Raw genomic sequence first — 18915 nt, forward strand, 5'->3', positions numbered from 1 at the left:
CCAGGGTTTCAGCGTTGACGCATAAATTGCCGGGGCTGCTTTGCAGCCCTTTCGCGGCGCAAGGCCGCTCCTACAGGGGAATGCGCAACCCCAACCGTCAGGCCTGGCTCAAGCGCTGCAGCTCGCGTCGCACCATGGCGACGAAGGGCGGTGGGCTCATCTGGTAGAGCTCGCCGGCCACCCAGCCCAGCCACGCCCCCTGCAGTTCATCCCGGCGCGCCAGCAGGCGCTCGGCCTGCTCGAGGGCCCGGGCCTGATGCTCACGGTGGAAGTCGGCCCGCGAGGCGGGCGTGTCCTCGTCGCTCACTCGCTGGCCTTGAAGGTGGTCAGCTCGCCCTTGCGCCACTTGGCGACCTTGCCGGTCACCGCCTTGAGCAGCTTGCCCAGGCCTTCCTGGACCTGCTGCTGGGCCGCGAACACCAGCATCACGCCCTGCCCTTCACGGAACACGATGGCCTCGCCTTCCGGCACCGAAACGAAGGCGTAGTCGCCCTGCCCGTACACATTGAACTTGATCTCGCGAAAACGCAGTTCGAGCTTGCCGCCTTCGCGGCTGGGCAGCACCGCGGCGCGGAAGTGGTCACCCACTTTCAGCTCAAGGCGCTGTTTGTCATCGACCACCATGGCGTCATCGGTATCGATCTCGGCCATGTACAGGCCGTCGGGGTTCTGCTCGGTGACATACACGAAGCGCCCCTGGAACAACTTGACCAGCTTGGCGCGCAAATCGCCCAGGGCAAACAACGCATGGGTATCCAGAGTACTGACTGCCAATGAAAAGCTCCTCACATCAATTACAGCAAGCCGCACCGCACACGCCGCTGGGCGTTGGGGTGGCAGCCACACAAAGTCGAAGTCCAAAGGACCATGGATTCAATAAGCGAAGATCCACGCACACGAACGATACGCCAAGCAGGGAACACTTCCCCGCTGGAACATCCGGCGTGCTTCGGCAAACTATCCGCAAATAGGAAACGTATAACCTGACGGCAAAGGGGTCAGGAAGATGCGACTACTGAGGGCGACACTTCAGCATGAGTGTGCCCCAACCCTTCGTCGCGCATTACAGGTACAGGAATATGCACGAAAACACCGAATTCCGTCGAGAGGCAAGTAACATTTCTTGGCGTACGGCTATGCCAGGCACATCCCGATACAGCGTTGTGGCCGCCGGTATCGGCTTCTTTCACATCACTGAAATCACCTCTGGCAAGGTCCGCGGATTCCGCCAGCGCTACCAGGACGCCTGGGAGCTTGCACGCTACCTGGAGCGCTGAAGCTTCACGCCGCCTGGCTCCTGCCCAGTTGCTGTTGCCATGCAGCCTGGCACTCCAGGGCCTCATCACGGCTGGCGAAGGCCGTGCCACGACGTTCGCCGTCAACCAGTACCACCCAGCACGCCCTTTTGCCCAGGGCCTGCAAGGACCGTGGCACACCACTGCCGATCATCACGGCCACATCGACTCGGCTAGTCATCATCCCCTCCGGAATTTAATTAGCAACCTAACGATGTGCGCATGATACGACCTGGGTACCCCACGAATAAGGCGCAAGGCGGTACAGCAGTGTTGCACTCCAGGCAACAAATCGCCTCAATCGAGCCCGGGTTCAGGCCGGTACCCCAGGCGCAGGCCACCCCAGTGTCGTCCCGCGACGAAGATCGGCACCGACAGGTCGTGCATCAGCTCACCGGTGTCTCGCGTGTAGGTTTGCAGCAGCACCCGCTGCTGGTGACTGCCGCAGCGAGCGCCGGTACGATCATCGAACATGCGCTTGCTGCGGTTGTGCGCCGTGTCATGGGCGGCATCGCCGGTCAGCGGCTGGTTGAACGCATTATTGTGGGTCGGCACGTAGCCCTGCTGGGTACAGGCAATGGCGTAGACCATACCGTCGTGCTGCAGCAACGGTTCCTGGAGCTGCGGCAACACCGTGTCGGTGTAGTGGTCGAAGCGCGTACTGAAACGTGGTGGCTGCATGCCGGCAATCGGCCGGTACTGGCGATCGAACAGATCGTCCAGGCCGATGCGCCCCTGTTCGATATCCGTCTCGAAACATTCGCCGATCTGCCGCGCGCCCGCCTGCGCCAGTTCGAATACCCGCTGGTGGTAGGCGTCCAGGCCGACCTCGGCCAGCCGTTCGCTCAGGCTTTCCACCTGGCCCTCCATCTGCACCGCCGCCTTGGCCAGGCGCCGGGTCTGCTGGTCGCTGACCTCCAGGTCGCCGCGCACCTGGGCCACGGCCTGGAACAGGGTGTCGAGCTGGGCCTGGTTGACCTGCGTGCCCCCGGCGATCTCGCTCACCTGCCCCTCGACACTGGCCGCCAGGCTGGCAATCTGCGCCAGTTGCCCGCCAGCCTGCTCGACCTGGCCGACCCCCTTGCCCAGGTCCTCGGCCAGCGTGCGGATCTGCGCCACCACCTGGGCGGTGCGCGCCTGGATGTCCGCAACCATCTGGCCGACCTCCTCGGTGGCACTGGCGGTACGCCCGGCAAGGCCGCGCACCTCGTCGGCCACCACCGCGAAGCCACGGCCATGCTCGCCGGCCCGCGCCGCCTCGATGGCGGCGTTGAGCGCCAGCAGGTTGGTCTGGCTGGCAATGCCCTGGATCACCAGGGTGACCCGGGCGATATCCTCGCTGCGCTGATGCAGGGCCTCGATCAGCTCGCGACTGGCCGAAGCGCGCACACTGAGCTCGCGCATGCACTGGATGGACTCGGCCAGCACCTCGCTGCCGACCACGCTGCTGCCGTGGGCGGAACGAGCGGCTTGCAGCGCCTGCTGGCTGAGCTGGGCAGTCTGCTCCTCGGTGGTGATCATGATCTCGGCACTGCCGACGATCTCCTGGGCAGCCCCCAGTTGCGACTGCACCCGGGCCGCCAGTTGCTGCACCGAATGCGCCACTGCGGCGGCCGACAAAGCATTGTGGCTGGTGCCGCGGGCCAGTTCCTGGAGCAGCGTGCCGTCCTGGGCCGGCGTCGATACCGGCTGCACGGCGGCCACCTTGCGCCCACGCGGCAGCCACAGCACCGCCAGCGCCATCGGCAAGGCCAGGTACAAGGGCAGCCCGGTGAACGCCATGGCCGCCAACACCGCGCACAGCGCGACGCCCTGCAACAGGGCGACGGCGGCCCCCGCACGGGTCGGGGTGGCCTGCGGCGCTGCGCCGGCCGGCAGAGATCCTTCTCGCATCATTGTCGTGGTCCATCCGCATGTCGTTATTGTGACGTCATTAAACGCCACTATAACGCCATTATCCACGCTCACTTGGATGCAGCCGGCCACCCGTTGATACAGGGCAAGAAAACACGAAGGCCCCAGGGATCGCTCCGTGGGGCCTTGCGCAAGGCGTTGGATCAGATCTGCCGCTGGTGGCGGTCGAGCTGCTCGTGACGCTCCTGGGCTTCGATGCAGTACTTGGTGGTCGGGCTGATCAGCAGGCGCTTCAGGCCGATCGGCTCACCGCTGTCGTCGCACCAGCCGAAGCTTTCGTCGGCGATGCGGTCCAGGGCCATCTCCAGCTGCGGCAGCAGGCGCTGGTCGCGGTCAATGGCGTTGACCAGCCAGGTGCGTTCTTCCTCGACCGACGCCACGTCAGCCGGATCCGAGGGGCTGTCCAGGCTTTCGATGGAGGTGCGGCTGAGTTCGATGCGCTCGTGCGTTTCGACTTTCATCGCTTGCAGCAGCTTGGTGAAGAACGCGAGCTGTTCGGCGTTCATGTAGTCATCGGCCGACATGGCCAGCAACTGTTCCTTGGTCATCGATTTCTCTATGAAAAAATGTGCATTGGGCGATTCGGGTGCCGCCGACGAAGCTTCGTCGGCCGCGGAATTCTTCAAGCGCCAACCGGCACTCTTTTACAGGGGGCGGCAGTCTAAGGTGCCGCGCCCGAGTGGGCAACAGAAATGACGGCGGATTTGGCCGAAACAGGTTGGGAATCCGCTGACTGGCACCGTGGAATAGTACGGATTGCGCGCCTGCAAGACGCCATTGGGTAATATGCCGAAATAATAATGGTTCTCTCGGGTAGTAGCCAGCTAGCGCACGAAACAGCAGGAAAACGCGCTTGATAGCGGCCCTCACAACGACCCGAAGCCCCATCATGAACGACAACCTGCACCAACGCCTGGCCAGCTTCAGCAACCTGGACTGCAAGGTCGCCAAACGCTTCAACGACCGCCCCACCCTGCTCGACGCCGCCGACGATATCCTGCGTGATCAATGGCGGCAGCGACAACTGGGCAATGCCCATGACCCGCTAGGCCTGTACCTTGTCAGTGCCCGAGCGCAATCCACCACACCCTGGATCCGACCGCTCTCCCAGGTCCTGGTGGAGCGCTACTGCCAGCGCGCCACCCTCAACCTGACCGTCGGCGAGGACTTTCTCAGCACCCGTCAGGACAGCGATCCGGCCTGGCAGGTGGACCTCGACCTGCATGCCGTCGAGTTGCTGATCGACGAAGCAGGCCCGCTGCTCGTGGATGGCTACCGGCAGGCACTGGTGGCTTACTGGGGCCGCCACGACAGCAGCGGACAGACCCCCTGGAGCTGGTATTCCAGCTACCTCAAGGACCAGTTCCTGCAGGCCAGAACCCAGACCCTGCCCGGCTTCGCACAGGCCATCGTGCGCCTGGTGCATGACTATCCGACACCGGCCCAGCGCAGCGACTGGTCCAATACCAAGGGCCTGCAAGTACTCAACCTGGGCGTGGACCTGAGCGCCGACAACAAGCTCGATGCCGACCTGTCCAGCGCCGTGCTGATCGAGCATGACGACGGCGATCCACAACGCGCGCTGACCCTGCTCTTTACCCTGACCGGCAAGCTGCTGCGCTTCAACTCCCGCCAGGTCATGCTTGAAGACATCGACCACGCCCTGGCCAAGGTCGTGCGATCCGGTCAACGCCAGATCGAAATAGCGGCCTCCACCGACCCGGTGTTCCAGGTCCAGGCCCTGGGCCTGCTCGAGCAGCAGTTGCGATTGGTGGAACACCTCGCCGGACGCTACCACGGCGAGTTCGATGCCATGGCCATGAACCGTGACCTGGATCGCCTGACCTCGCTGATCGACCTGTGCGACGAGGTCGAGACTGCCCAGCGCAAGACACTCAGTGAACAGCTACCCGACTGGTTGCGCAATGCCGACAGCCGTTCACTGATGCACTACAGCGAACTGCTGATCGATGTCGCCCAGCAATATCGAGACACCCAGGGGCAGTTCTGGCTCGACGGCATCGACGATGCCGAAGCATTCGCCAATCGCCGCCTCGCCGCCCGCATGGCCAGCGATCATCCCGCCGACGCGCCCGCGCCCGAAACCATTCGCCTCACCAACTACCAGACCATCGCCGCCGCCGCTGCGGGCCAGGACATGATCATCACCTCGGGCGAGGTCACGCCGGTGGTGCTGACCCTCGCCCAACTGGCCATCGGCAACCTCGGGCTGCTCAGGCCCGGACGCGTGGTGCTGAGCAGCACGAGCGGGGATGCCCTGCCGCAATGGCTGGACGAACCCTACCTGCGTCGCCTGGTCAGCGAACTGGACATCGCCAGCGCCTACCCGGCCATGCTGCGCGGTAAACTGCTGGATGATCCGCCCCGCCGGCAGCAGCGCCAGCACCTGCTGTACCAGCAACTGCGGGCCCAGCTCCCGGCCCTGGCCATGGAGCTTTACCTGCGGGGTAGCCTGCCGGACCCGACGATTCCAGGACATGTCGCCCAGGTGTTCGCCTCCGGCCCCGATGGGCTGCTACCACGCTGGATCCTGCGGCCACTGGGGTTCATCAAGGCACCCGGTTCGGCGCCGGACCATCCCCTCAACACCTGGTTGATCGAGCCTGACGATCCGGGCAGCGCAGGCTGCCTGTTGTACCGCCCGCTGCATCAGGAGCCACTGGTGCACTTCGCCGATCGCATGGCGCTGTTCGTCGCGATCAGCGCAACCGGGCCGCTGCAGGACGACCTGCTGCAACGCCTGCCGGCCGAGGACCGTCGCTTCTATGCCCACGGCGGCTTCCTCGAACCGCATCTGTTCGTGCCGCTGGACGACACCAGCGCCGTGCCATTCAGCACGCCTGCGCCTGTCAGCCTGTCCATCGAGGACGCTGTCGCCCATGTCGACCAGGCCTTGTACGACGGCTGCGTGACCGAGTCGATCCAGCGCTTCGAGGCCCAGGCCAGCACCAGCGCGCAGACCCGCTGGAACAGCTGGAAAGAACTGGGCTGGCTGCTGTTCAACACCTTGCTGCCGTTGGCCGGCGGCACCCTGGGCAAAGTAGCCTGGCTGGTCCAGATGGAAGTGGCCCTGGCCGAGTTCGTCGAATCCGATGCCGAGCGCAACCCCACCGGGCACGAACTGGCCCTGGTCAACCTGTTGCTGAACATTGCCCTGCTGCTGTTCTCCCACTCGCTCATACGGCTGCAACTGGAACAGGGCATGACACCCCGGCCGCCCGTCGAGCTGACACCACTCCCCGCCTCCGAACCCGGCGCTCCCCTGCCTGTCGCGACAGCAGTGCCCTTCACCCAGCTGGATTTCACCTGGGCCCGCCCTGATCGGCGACTCAACGACACCCAACGCGACGCGCTCGAGGCGTTGCAGGCAACGGTCAAGGCCACCGCGCTGGGAGCGCCGATACCCAACGGCAGGCTGCGTGGGCTCTATCTGCAGGACACCCGCTTCTTCACCCTGCAGGGCGGCAATGTCTACGAGGTGGAACTGGTGATGCCGCAGCGGCTGCGCATCATCGGCCCGGACCTCACCCAGGGTCCATGGCTGCACCGCGACGAGATCGGCCGCTGGCAACTGGACCTGCGCCTGGGCCTCAAGGGCGGCATGCCGTTGTCCGAACAGATCCGCCGGATGCGCCTGGACAAGGAGACGGCCATGCAGGCGGCCAATGAGGCGATCATGGCGGACAAGGCACTGATGACGGACAGGATCCGGGAGTTGAGCACCATCGACAAGCTGGCCGCCACTGCCCTCGATGATGCGACCCTGGAGCGTTGCCAGGGCAAGGTGCAGGCCTTGTCGGCATTCTGGACCACCCATATAGAACACCTCAGGACCCGCAACGCCATGCAACCGGTGAAAGACTTTCGCAAGGTACACGCGTTCGCGCTGTACCAGGACTGCTCCTGCCAGCAGCTCTTGCGTACCCTGCTGCAAAAACGCTACCAGCCCATCCGCGAGCAACTGGCGCAGATCGCCCGGCAACAGGACCAGGACGGCGAGGAGCTCAGCCGCGCCGACATCCGCATCGCCACCCAGCGCCTGGACACCATGCAACCGCTGCTTGAACAGATGATCCACAACAACACCCTGCTACGCCAACGCCAGGAAGAACTGACTCGGCTGGCCGGCCAGCGACACCCCGATATCGTCCACTGGCGCGATCTGATGGCCGTCCCCTCCGCCACCGCGAACAAGGACCTGTTCCTGCGCTTCCTGCACCTCGAAAGCCTGCTCAACCGCCTGACCCTGGTCCATGGTCTGAGCAACGATACCGCCTACTGGCGCGACCGCTTCTGGCGCAGCTTCCAGCTCGGCATCATCCAGCGCAGCGAACTGTACAAGCTGGCCGATGCCGATCAGGAAGTGTCGGTGCGCTTGCTGCGCAGCATCCAGGGGCATTTCCAGGCCGCCGCGCGCCAGTTGGGCAACCTCGCGGAGCGCGTGCCCGGCGAGGCCGCGCAACAGACCCTGCAACGCCTGCGCGACGAGCTGGAGCACATCCAGGGCCTGATTGCCCAGGACCTGGGCAATTTGCCCGACTACCCACCGGTCAGCTCCCTCAAGCAGTTGCGCAGCAAGGTTCCCGGCCTGATCGAAACCACCGAACATGGCCTGCTGCTGGCCGAGCCCCGCACGAACGACGCCAGCACCGTGGACATTCCGGGCCCCGACAGCAAGACCCCGGGCCAGACCTACCATCTCAAGCACGGTGAATGGGTCGAGGTCGCACCGGCGATTGTGGTCAACCGTGCGTCAGGCCTGAGCCTCAAGCGCCTGCTCAAGGGCAGCGACGGGCTTATCGCCGAAACCGCGCAGGAAGTGGCCCGCCTGCAACGGGCCTCGGACAGCTACCTGCCAGTGGAGATCGAGGAGTCCGTGCTGCACCAGCGTGACCGCCTGCTGGAACGGGTCGAGGACATCGAGGCGCGTCTGACAGCGGACAATGAAACCGACGAGGCGAGCCAGGGCAAGGATGCCGAAAGGGTGGCCAGGCACCTGCGCGATCTGGCCGCAGAGATGGCTCGCCAGGCGACCCGGATGCGTATGGACGCCGCCGTGGCGCGTCAACCGAGGATGGGCGAGGTGCAGTTCCTGTTGGAGCAAGGCGAAGTGCGGATCGCCCTGGTCGGTGGCCGCACCCGCCTGGCCAAGGTCAAGGGCCGCCCCGTCGACTACCTGGACGAATACAGCATCAGCCGGGGTGGCCAGGCGCTGTGGTACGCCCACTTCCACTACCCGGCAGCGGACACGGCCAAGGCCGACTTCACCGCCGGCCACCTGAAGACTGCTGCCCAGCGCCATGCCGCCGGCGGGCGCCATACCGACGCCAGCGGCAAGGAGGTTGAGGTCTACCGGGCGCCCATCACCAGCGCCGCAGCCGAGCGCTACTTCTTCAACCTGTAGTGACATGGGGCGCCGTACAAACGGCGCCCGCGTGACATCAACGGTCCTTGAACTGCGCCTCGCGCTTGGCGATGAACGCGGCCATGCCTTCCTTCTGGTCTTCGGTAGCGAATGCAGCGTGGAATACCCGGCGCTCGAAGCGCACGCCCTCGCTCAGGGTGACTTCGAAGGCGCGGTTGACGCTTTCCTTGACCATCATGCTCACCGGGATCGACTTGCTGGCGATGGTCGCGGCCACTTTAAGCGCCTCTTCCACCAGCTCCGCCTGCGGCACGATACGCGCCACCAGGCCGGCGCGCTCGGCCTCCTCGGCGCCCATCAGGCGGCCGGTCAGGCACAGTTCCATGGCCTTGGCCTTGCCCACGGCGCGGGTCAGGCGCTGGGTGCCACCCATGCCCGGCAGCACGCCGAGATTGATTTCCGGCTGGCCGAACTTGGCGTTGTCGGCGGCCAGGATGAAATCGCACATCATCGCCAGCTCGCAGCCACCGCCCAGGGCGAAGCCCGACACCGCGGCGATGATCGGTTTGCGCCGGTTGGCGATGCGATCGGAATCGCTGAACAGGTCCTCGACGTAGATCTGCGGGTATTGCAGCTCGGCCATTTCCTTGATGTCGGCGCCGGCGGCAAAGGCCTTGGCGGAACCAGTCAGTACCACGCAGCCGATGTTCGGGTCACGCTCCAGCTGGTCCAGGGCCTGGTTGATCTCGCCGACGATCTGCGCGTTCAGCGCGTTGAGCGCCTGCGGGCGGTTGAGGGTGATCAGGCCGACCTTGCCGTGGATGTCCAACAGGATGGTTTCGAATGCCATGCAGTCTGCTCCTTCAAAGATTGCGCGCAATGACCATGCGCTGAATGTCGCTGGTGCCTTCGTAGATCTGGCAGACCCGCACGTCGCGGTAGATCCGCTCCAGCGGGAAGTCGCTCAGATAGCCATAACCGCCGAGGGTCTGCAAGGCGTCCGAACAGACCTTTTCGGCCATTTCCGAGGCGAAAAGCTTGGCCATCGACGCTTCCACCAGTGCCGGACGCCCGGCATCGCGCAGGGCGGCGGCGTGCAGCACCATCTGCCGGGCCACGGCAATCTTCGTTGCCATGTCGGCCAGGCGGAAGGCCACGGCCTGGTGCTCGATCAGTGGCTTGCCGAAGGTCTGCCGCTCGTTGGCGTAGTCGCGTGCTGCCTCAAAGGCGGCGCGGGCCATGCCCACCGACTGCGAGGCGATGCCGATGCGGCCGCCTTCAAGGTTGGCCAAGGCGATCTTGTAGCCCTGCCCTTCCTCACCCAGGCGATTGGCTACCGGCACCCGCACATTGTCGAAGACGATCTGGCAGGTGTCGGAGGCGTGCTGACCGAGCTTGTCCTCGACCCGTGCCACCTGGTAACCCGGTGAGTCGGTGGGCACGATGAAGGCGGTGATGCCGCGCTTGCCGGCGTCCGGGTCGGTCACGGCGAAGACAATCACCACCCCGGCGTTCTGCCCGGAGGTGATGAACTGCTTGCTGCCGTTGAGCACGTAATGGTCGCCGTCCAGGCGGGCGCGGGTCTTCAGGCTGCTGGCGTCGGAGCCGGCCTGGGGCTCGGTCAGGGCGAAGGCGCCGAGCATCGAGCCGCTGGCCAATGGCGCGAGGAACTGCTGTTTCTGCGCCTCGCTGCCGAACTTGAGGATCGGCACGCAGCCCACCGAATTGTGCACGCTCATGATGGTCGAGCAGGCGCCGTCACCGGCGGCGATCTCTTCCAGGGCCATGGCATAGGCCACGTAGCCAGTGTCGCTGCCGCCGTATTGCTCCGGTACCAGCATGCCGAACAGGCCCAGGCCGGCCATCTCCTCGATGGCCTCCCTGGGGAAACGGTGTTCCTTGTCCCATTGCTCGGCAAACGGCTTCAGGCGCTCCTGGGCGAAGTCGCGCACGGCGTCGGCGATCTGTTGTTGCTCTTCAGTTACCAGCATGATTCACCTCAGTACAGGCACTCGACCGCCATGGCCGTCGCTTCGCCACCGCCGATGCAGATGGCCGCCACGCCACGGCGCAGGTTGTTCTGGCGCAGGGCCGACAGCAGGGTCACCAGAATGCGCGCGCCCGAGGCGCCGATCGGGTGGCCCAGGGCGCAGGCGCCGCCGTGGATATTGACTTTGTCGTGGGGCAGGTCGAGGTGTTTCATGGCCGCCAGGGTGACCACGGCGAAGGCCTCGTTGATCTCGAACAGGTCCACCTCGGCCAGGTTCCAGCCGGTACGCTTGAGCAGCTTGTCGATGGCACCGATGGGCGCGGTGGGGAACAGTGCCGGGGTGTCGGCGAAGGCCGCGTGGCCATGGATCACCGCCAGCGGCTTGAGGCCGCGTTTCTCGGCCTCGGAGCGACGCATCAGCACCAGCGCGGCGGCGCCGTCGGAAATCGAGCTGGAGTTGGCCGCGGTGACGGTGCCGCCCTCGCGGAAAGCCGGCTTGAGCTGCGGGATCTTGTCCAGACGCGCCTTGGGCGGCTGCTCGTCGTCCTTGATGATGCGCTTTTCCTTGCCCTCGGTGACTTCCACCGGAACGATCTCGGCGGCGAAGCGGCCGCTCTTGATCGCGTCCTGGGCGCGGGTCAGCGAAGCGATGGCAAAGGCGTCCTGGGCCTCGCGGCTGAAGTCGCCCTTCTGCGCGCAGTCCTCGGCGAAGGTGCCCATCAGACGGCCCTTGTCGTAAGCGTCTTCCAGGCCGTCCATGAACATGTGGTCGATGATCTTGCCGTGCCCCATGCGGTAGCCGCCACGGGCCTTGTCCAGCAGGTAGGGGGCGTTGGTCATGCTTTCCATGCCACCGGCGACGATCACGTCGGCGCTGCCGGCCAGGAGCTGGTCATGTGCCATGATGGCGGCCTGCATGCCCGAGCCGCACATCTTGTTCAGGGTGGTACAGGTGGTGTGCTTGTCCAGGCCGGCACCCAGCGCCGCCTGGCGTGCCGGTGCCTGGCCCTGCCCGGCCGGCAGCACGCAACCAAACAGCACCTGCTCGACACTGGCGGCATCGATACCGGCGCGCTCGACGGCGGCACGAATCGCCGCGCTGCCCAGCTGCGCCGCGGTCAGGCTCTTGAGGTCACCCTGCAGGCCGCCCATGGGCGTGCGCACGGCGCTGACGATGACAATCGGATCATTGGCGAGGGTCATGTTCGGTTCTCCTTACTTGGCAGCCATGCGCAGCGCGCCGTCGAGGCGGATCACCTCGCCGTTGAGCATGCTGTTCTCGATGATATGACGGGCCAGTGCTGCGTATTCCTGCGGGCGGCCCAGGCGTGGCGGGAACGGCACGCCGGCGGACAGCGAGGCACGGACTTCGTCGGTCATGCCGGCCATCATCGGGGTTTCGAAAATGCCGGGAGCGATGGTCATCACGCGGATGCCGAAGCGCGCCAGCTCACGGGCCGCCGGCAGGGTGAGGCTGGCGATGGCGCCCTTGGAGGCGGCATAGGCGGCCTGGCCGATCTGGCCGTCATAGGCGGCGATGGAGGCGGTATTGATGATCACGCCCCGCTCGCCACCCTCGTCCGCCGGTCCTTCGGCCATGGCCGCGGCGGCCAGGCGCAACAGGTTGAAACTGCCGATCAGGTTGACGTTGATGACCTTGGCGAAGCTGCCCAGGGCGTGCGGGCCGTTCTTGCCCAGGACCTTCTCGGCACCGACGATGCCGGCGCAGTTGACCAGCCCGTGCAGGCTTCCGAAGGCGCCGACGGCGGCATCGACCGCCGCCTTGGCGGCCTGTTCGTCGCTGATGTCGGCCACCGCGAAGCGGGCATTGGCGCCCAGTTCGGCGGCCTTGGCTTCGACTGCCGCGGCGTTCAGGTCGACCAGCATGACCTTGGCGCCGGCCTCGATGAGCATTTGCGCGGTGGCGGCGCCCAGGCCCGAGGCCGCGCCGCTGACGATGAAATTCTTTTGAGTGATGTGCATGTCGGTCTTCCTTCAGGCGCCCGCAGCGATCGGCTGCGCGGCTTGTTGTCGGGCGATTTCCTGGTTGCGCAGGATGAAGCGCTGCAGCTTGCCGCTCGGGGTCTTGGGCAGCTCGCCGACGAATTCGATTTCACGCGGGTAGGCGTGGGCGTAGAGGCGCTGGCGTACATGCTGGCGCAGGGTTTCCTCAAGTTCGGCGCTGCCCTGGTAACCCTGGGCCAACACCACGAAGGCCTTGATCAGTTCGGTGCGTTCCGGGTCGGGCTTGCCGATCACCGCCGCCTCGACCACTGCCGGGTGCTCGATCAGGGCGCTTTCCACATCGAATGGGCCGACCCGGTAGCCGGAGGTGGTGATCACATCGTCGCTACGACCGACGAAGCTGATGCTGCCATCCTGGTTGAGCTCGACGGTGTCGCCGGACAGGTAGTACTTACCGCAAAAGGCCTTGGTCGGCAGCCCGTGGTAGCCGGCGAACCAGCACAGCGGCGACTGCTCGCGATCCACCGCGAGGATGCCAGGCTGGCCGACTGGCAGTTCGTTGCCCTGCTCGTCCACCACCACGATGCGGTGGCCGGGAATGGCGAAGCCGGCCGAACCCAGGTGCACCGGGTGCGCCAGCGCATGGTGGTTGCACAGCACCATGCCCAGCTCGGTCTGGCCATAGTGGTCGTGGATGGTCACCCCGAGCTCGTCGGCGAACCAGCGGATCACTTCCGGGTTGAGCGGTTCGCCGGCACTGCTGACCACCCGCAGGCGCCCTTTGATCGGCGCCGAGAATGCGCTGCCCGCCGCGATCAGCAACCTGTAGGCCGTGGGCGAGCCTGCCAGATTGGTGATGCCCAGCTTGTCGATGACCCGCGCGCAGCTTTCAACGCTGAACGGGCCGTCGTAGAAGGTGGTGGCATGGCCAAGCGACAGCGGTCCGGTGACCGCGTAGTAAAGGCCATAGGCCCAACCGGGGTCGGCCAGGTTCCAGAAGTTGTCGTCCGGGCGCAGACCGATGGCGTCACGCATGTAGCCCTGGAACGCGACGATGGCGCGCAGCGGCACTTCCAGCGGCTTGGCCGGGCCGGTGGTGCCCGAGGTGAACATCAACAGGAAAGGATCGTCGCCGGTACGCATCACCGGCGCGCAATCGCCGGCGGCGGCCTCGAGACTGCGATGGAAGTCCAGTTCGCCCTCGACGGCGGCGACCGTGACGATGGTCGGGCAGTCCGCCACCTGATCGAGCTTGGGCCGGTTGTTGCGATCGGTGATCACCACCTTGGCGTGGGACTGCTCGAGGCGGTGCTCGATGGCCTTCGGGCCGAATGCGGTAAACAGGGGTTGGTAGACCGCGCCCAGGCGCCAGGTGGCAAGGATGGTCACCAGCAATTCGGGGGTACGCGGCATGAGCCCGGCGACCCGGTCGCCGGCCTCGACGCCCTGGGCCTTGAGCACGTTGGCAAAGCGTGCGGCCAGGGCCTGCAGTTGATCGAAGGTGTAGCGCCCGCTGTTGCCATCCCGGTCTTCCCAGACCAGGGCGGGTTTGTTGCTGCCGGTGTGGCGGTCGCAGCACTCGACACAGGCGTTGAGGGCCTCGAGGTTGCCATGCAGCGCCGCGGCGGCGGCCCGGGCATGGTCGAACGAACGGGCGGCCTCGGCGTAATCGCGCATCGTCAGACTCCTGGTTTCTTATTGTTGGAGTGCACCATCGGTCTGACGATGTTCGCGCCGCCAGGCGCAACCGGCAATGGCCAAAGCTGTCAATCCGGCTGAGCGGATTCGCCATCCTCCGGGCCGAGCTTGACGCCCACCGCCTCAAGGTCGAGCACCTCCTGGGTCAGCGTGACCAGCATGGTGCGCTCACTGGCCTCACGCTCAGCCGCCACGGCATTGCAGGCCTTCAGATAGGCATCGCTGCTCAAGGCTTGCTCGTCCAGCGCGGCAAGCTTTTCAACGTACTCTTCGTCATGCTGGGCAAAGAGTTCGTCATGCCGCACTTTCAGGTAATCACGCCAGAACTCGCGGTTCACCAGACTCCGCACCAGGTGCCCATCCGTCTCATCCGCCAGCACCGCATCGACCGCCCGCTCCTTCAACGCAGGCGTGATATCCGCTACAGCCCCATACAACATCGACCTGGGCTGCCCGATCAGACCCAGCGTGTCGGCCAGCTCGACCCGCAAGCCGAGCACGACCTCCAGTTCATCGACCTCCTGCCCCGCCGCCTCGCGCAGCATTACCTCCTGCCTGGCGAACTCGTCGAGACGGTCCAGGCGAAACAGGGCCCGCCCCAGTTTCAACAGTTCGTCACCATTGCTTCCTACCTTGCCCTCTACTTCGGCATGGTGAACCAACGCCCGCATCCACAGCCTGCTGAAGCGTTCCGCGACACTGTCATGGCAGGTGAGCTGGATACCGGCATGGGTGAAGAGGTCATCGCGCAACACGCTGTCGGTGTCGAGATCCTCGATCAACTGCCAGACCTGGTCGCCCAGATACTCGGGGGCCTGGAGGAAATCCTGGGTCCTGGTGAGACTGGCCAACAACCGGAACAATTGCGCGCTGCCTTCGAGTTGCTGCACGCGCTGCCACATGGTGCGTCGCTCGGTGCGCCCTTGCAGTTCGCATGTTTCAAGCCAGCGTTGCAGAGGGTCGACAACCTCAGGGAGCTGAGCATCGACAGGTTCCTCGGCGTCCCCGGCCATGAACGCGGTCAGGGTTTGCAACGGTAACGGATTGCCATCCAGGTTCACACGGCGCCTGAAGGGGCGCGAGGTGGCCATCAGGCCATTGGGAATCGTGGTAATCAGGTTGAAGCGTAGATCGGCCAGGATCAGTTGAGTACATCGCTCGATACCTGTCGGCACGCTTCTCAGGGAGCATCGGTTCACCCTGAGGAACTGCAATTCGGGAAGACGGGCGAAATCCAGATCGAGCGAACGCAGCGGGTTGAAATCGAGCACCAATGTCTCCAAACCTTCAAGGCTGGACAAGGTCTCGACGCCCGAGGCATTCATCTGGATCCGGTTCGACCTCATCTCCAGCCGCCTGAGCCTGGGCAACTGGGCGATCTGCTCTGGCACAGAAGTCAGCAGGTTGTTGTTCAGGCTCAGCGTTTCCAGGGAATCGAAACAGCCCAGGAACATCGGCGACATGCTCATCAAGTCCATGCCGGACATGCGCAACTCATAGATGTGCCCCATGTCGACTTCCGCTGGCAGGTCTGGCAACGAGCCGATGCGCCACCCTTCAATGCTCAGGATACGCCCGACTCGCTCCTCGCTGCTGCTGCGAATGGTTTCCCCTTCATGACGCCAGGCGCTGCGCAGGCGGTTGGAGAACTGCCGGCGCCGATTGCGCAGCCCGCGGCTGCGCGGCTCGCGCTCCCAAGTGCTCAGGGTATCGTCCAGGTATGTGAAGTTGGTTTCCTGGGACAACAGCTCCTCTATGGCATCCCCTGTGCGCAACTGCCACTCCTGAATCATCCTGTCCACCTCGATGGCACTGAGCGAGGGATACAGCGCCCGAACCCGCAGCCTCAGGGTATCCATGGTCCCCGAGCGCCTGGAGAAAGAGCCACCAAGGGTGTAGCCGACTCGCCCATCGGGCAAACGCCTGCCAGGGTTGAACCTGGGAGCCACCGCCCGCCAGCCTAAACGGTTGATGATTGCGTCCCGAGTTTTCGGCAGTTCGCCGATGATTGCCTGGCGCAGCTGTTCGGCCGGCAACTGCCCGGTCAGTCTGAGGGCCTGCCTCCCCTCCTGCCCGAGCAAGCTCACCAAGGCCTGGAACAGCCCGCCCGGCGCGTCGATGTCCTGCTCCAGCGCCAGCCCCCGGTGGTCGTAGAGGTGGAACTGGCCCGAGCGCCAGACCAGTACCGTGCGTTTCTCGCTCGGACCTTGAGGGTCCAGCACACTGATCAGTCGGCCAAACGCCGAACCTTCGCGCAGTTCCAGATTCAACGACGCAGGCCATTTGGCGAGCCTGGGCAGCAAGGCCAGCACCAGCTCGCCAGTCCCATCGTTGTAGCTGGTGTCCAGCAGAAGACCTTCAAGTGCCCGTGTCAGCCGCGCTTGCCCAAGCAGCGAGCGAACCTGCTTGAGGATTGCCATCGGCAACCGAGACTCGCTGATGGCCACCCGCCGCAGCATCGAGTCTGCGTTTTGCAGCGCCTCGGTGGCGTAGGCCAGGGGCAAGCCGGGAAACTCGCTTTGCAACTGCTGCAGCAGCGCGTCTGCAGCAGGTTCATCGTCCGGCAATGCCTCCAGGGGATCCTCGGCAAGCAGCAGGTCTTCCGCCAGGTGGCTCTGCAACGCCTCACGCAGCTCGTACCGTCGCGTCAACAACTGCCTGCCGATGGCCTGGTCATCCAGCGCTTGCATATCCGCGCTGCCCCTGCACCAGGCCAGCACCTGGGTGTCCTTCAGGATTACGCCGGGCTTCTCCAGGGCGCTGAACAGCGCCGAAACCCGACTCGCCGCCATGTAGCGTCTGAGCGTATCCCGCAGAGCGATCGGTGCCTGACGATTTTCCACCAGCACCCCACGCAACGCCTCCTTGTCGACCCCGGCCACCTGCAGGATCCGCCCGGCCGTTTCGGCGCACAGCGGTGGGTCCAACGGCCACAGGCGGTTGAGCATCCGCGTGCTGTCATTCCACTCCAGAGGCCGCTCCAGACGTATGCGCCAGCAACGTTCGCCATTGAAGTCGACCGGCGGCCCGTAAGCGTTCCCGCGTTCGGCATGGCGCAGGCGCCAGGGCTTGTCTGGCGCCTCCCGCTGCAACTCGTAGTATTTGTCGTCGGCACGCAACCAGCGTCGACGGCCCTCGCCATACAGACCATTATCCAAAAGCCGCGCGGCACCCGGGTCCGATTCGTACACCTGCAGGTCCGCCTGCCACAGGCGTGCCCCAAGGCTTGTCCTGACCGGATCCAGCAGGTCGACAAATGAACTGCGCTTCAACACGCTCGCCAGCGCCGTGGCACCTGCGGCGACGGCAGCAGTTATCGCCATAGTTTCGGCAACAGCGAACAGGTGCTCGAGCGCTTCATGCTGATGTCCCTTGCTCCAGTCGACGGCGCCCTCATAGACATGCGCGAGGGTGTCCACCACCAAGGTCGCGAACAACGCGACACCGACGATCGGGATACCCAGGCCGGCCAGGCCAAGCACGCCGAGACCGATCTCGGACCAGACGGCCAGACGTTCGTTGGCCACCCGCTGATCGGCGTCCGCATTCGAGACCAGCAGCAGCTTGCCGTCATCCTTGAACCGCTCGACCTGGGTAATGGCCAGGGTGATGAAGATATCCTGCCCGGACGCGGCACCGACCATTTGCAGGTCCGGCACATCATCACTCAGGCGCTTGTCCAGCAACTGACTGAAGGCAGCACGGTCACGCAGGCGAATCCGCTCGCGAAAGTCGCGGCGGATATTCGCGTTTTCCAGCTCACTTGCCAGCGTCTGCTCCATCCGCTGGACCGAATCGAAACGGCGCAGGGAGTTCTGGCCGTCGTCGGGCACGTAGAGGATCACGCCCTTGTCCGTACCCTGCGCATCGCGCAACTGGATTTTCAAGGCGTTCTCGACGGTGAATCCCAGCATGCGCAGTTCGCCGGCGCCAGCGAAGCATTGTTGACCTGGCTGATCTGCCTTGCCGCTCGATAGCTGGTCAAGGGCCATGTACTCTTCGGCGCTGATCTGCGCGCGGCACAGGGCCAGCTCGCACATCAGGACAAACGCGGCTCGTTTGTGTTCAGCAAGCAATGTGCGACTGGCCGGGCTGAGCACCTGAGCAACCAGTGCCTGGTACTGCTTGCCCAGATCCAGCTTGCGGCAGGCACCGGCAACGCCCTCCGGGCTGGCCAGGACCGCCGAAGTGCCGCTGCTCACCAGACCTGTGGCGACGAAGAACGAAGCTGCCGAGGGGAAGTTCTGCATCAACCGCAACCGTGCCGGCGAACGCAGTTCGCGTGGTTCGACACCTGGCGTGGACAGGATCGGCGTCAGCCCGTACCACGCGTCGACCCATTCCAGCGCATCCAGCGCGACTCCCTCGGGCAACATGGTCTTGAGCATCGGCTGGAAATGCTGTTCGGCGAACTGTTGCGCCGAGACCAGCCCCACCGTCGCCCGCACCAGGCGCTGGCGACTCTTTTCATGGCCTTGGAATGCGTTATGCAGCGCCCTCAGGCGCTCCACGGGAACCTGCGTAAACCAGTCCGGCAGCTTTGCACCGATAAACTTGTCCAGAAGCACGCGCAATTGCGCGTTCCTGCCCGCTTCAGTTGGCTGGAGAGTGTTGGCGTTCATGCTGTAGGGACCTTGTGCTTGGAGGTGCCTCACAATGCACAAGCC

13 protein-coding genes are annotated in these 18915 nt (G+C 64.9%); 2 read left to right on the top strand and 11 right to left on the bottom strand.

Annotation, left to right across the window (positions count from 1 at the left end):
* Nucleotides 1–97: 97 nt before the first annotated feature.
* Both AC0MAZ_RS20720 and AC0MAZ_RS20725 read right to left on the bottom strand, forming a co-directional pair.
* Nucleotides 98–307 carry a hypothetical protein gene (locus AC0MAZ_RS20720; RefSeq protein ID WP_203651927.1) on the bottom strand — a complete coding sequence of 70 codons (210 nt, stop codon included), beginning with the start codon at nucleotides 305–307 and terminating at the stop codon, nucleotides 98–100.
* Complete coding sequence (locus tag AC0MAZ_RS20725) at nucleotides 304–774, bottom strand: hypothetical protein (protein ID WP_028690546.1); 471 nt, start codon at nucleotides 772–774, stop codon at nucleotides 304–306. Before AC0MAZ_RS20725 ends, AC0MAZ_RS20720 begins: the two co-directional genes overlap by 4 nt.
* A gap of 362 nt (nucleotides 775–1136) precedes the next feature.
* On the opposite strand from AC0MAZ_RS20725, the gene AC0MAZ_RS20730 reads away from it, so the two are divergent.
* Nucleotides 1137–1277 (top strand): hypothetical protein, encoded by a 141-nt coding sequence (locus AC0MAZ_RS20730; RefSeq protein WP_203651926.1) that lies wholly within the window; start codon nucleotides 1137–1139, stop codon nucleotides 1275–1277.
* A gap of 4 nt (nucleotides 1278–1281) precedes the next feature.
* On the opposite strand, the gene AC0MAZ_RS20735 is transcribed toward AC0MAZ_RS20730, so the two are convergent.
* From AC0MAZ_RS20735 to AC0MAZ_RS20745, 3 genes are all read right to left on the bottom strand, one after another.
* Nucleotides 1282–1476, bottom strand: a complete 195-nt coding sequence (locus tag AC0MAZ_RS20735) for a hypothetical protein (RefSeq protein ID WP_203651925.1) — start codon at nucleotides 1474–1476, stop codon at nucleotides 1282–1284.
* Between the two features lie 116 nt (nucleotides 1477–1592).
* The gene (locus tag AC0MAZ_RS20740; RefSeq protein ID WP_203651924.1) at nucleotides 1593–3191 is read right to left on the bottom strand and encodes a methyl-accepting chemotaxis protein; all 1599 of its coding nucleotides are present in this window, start codon (nucleotides 3189–3191) and stop codon (nucleotides 1593–1595) included.
* A gap of 161 nt (nucleotides 3192–3352) precedes the next feature.
* The gene (locus AC0MAZ_RS20745) at nucleotides 3353–3757 is read right to left on the bottom strand and encodes a TraR/DksA family transcriptional regulator (protein WP_050704989.1); all 405 of its coding nucleotides are present in this window, start codon (nucleotides 3755–3757) and stop codon (nucleotides 3353–3355) included.
* Between the two features lie 341 nt (nucleotides 3758–4098).
* On the opposite strand from AC0MAZ_RS20745, the gene AC0MAZ_RS20750 reads away from it, so the two are divergent.
* Complete coding sequence (locus AC0MAZ_RS20750; RefSeq protein ID WP_475858999.1) at nucleotides 4099–8634, top strand: hypothetical protein; 4536 nt, start codon at nucleotides 4099–4101, stop codon at nucleotides 8632–8634.
* A gap of 37 nt (nucleotides 8635–8671) precedes the next feature.
* Here the strand turns inward: AC0MAZ_RS20750 and AC0MAZ_RS20755 are convergent, their stop codons facing one another.
* From AC0MAZ_RS20755 to AC0MAZ_RS20780, 6 genes are all read right to left on the bottom strand, one after another.
* A complete protein-coding gene (locus AC0MAZ_RS20755; protein ID WP_198743228.1) occupies nucleotides 8672–9445 on the bottom strand; it encodes an enoyl-CoA hydratase in 774 nt (257 codons plus the stop codon).
* Between the two features lie 13 nt (nucleotides 9446–9458).
* On the bottom strand, nucleotides 9459–10586 hold the full coding sequence (locus AC0MAZ_RS20760; protein ID WP_203651921.1) for an acyl-CoA dehydrogenase: 1128 nt from the start codon (nucleotides 10584–10586) through the stop codon (nucleotides 9459–9461).
* Between the two features lie 8 nt (nucleotides 10587–10594).
* Complete coding sequence (locus AC0MAZ_RS20765; protein ID WP_232856331.1) at nucleotides 10595–11788, bottom strand: acetyl-CoA C-acyltransferase; 1194 nt, start codon at nucleotides 11786–11788, stop codon at nucleotides 10595–10597.
* A gap of 12 nt (nucleotides 11789–11800) precedes the next feature.
* Nucleotides 11801–12568 (bottom strand): SDR family NAD(P)-dependent oxidoreductase, encoded by a 768-nt coding sequence (locus tag AC0MAZ_RS20770; RefSeq protein WP_254464470.1) that lies wholly within the window; start codon nucleotides 12566–12568, stop codon nucleotides 11801–11803.
* Between the two features lie 12 nt (nucleotides 12569–12580).
* Nucleotides 12581–14227 (bottom strand): AMP-binding protein, encoded by a 1647-nt coding sequence (locus AC0MAZ_RS20775; RefSeq protein WP_475859000.1) that lies wholly within the window; start codon nucleotides 14225–14227, stop codon nucleotides 12581–12583.
* An 89-nt stretch (nucleotides 14228–14316) separates the two neighbouring features.
* Nucleotides 14317–18870, bottom strand: a complete 4554-nt coding sequence (locus tag AC0MAZ_RS20780; RefSeq protein WP_475859002.1) for an NEL-type E3 ubiquitin ligase domain-containing protein — start codon at nucleotides 18868–18870, stop codon at nucleotides 14317–14319.
* Nucleotides 18871–18915 lie beyond the last annotated feature (45 nt).

Source organism: Pseudomonas sp. A (genome assembly GCF_056270345.1).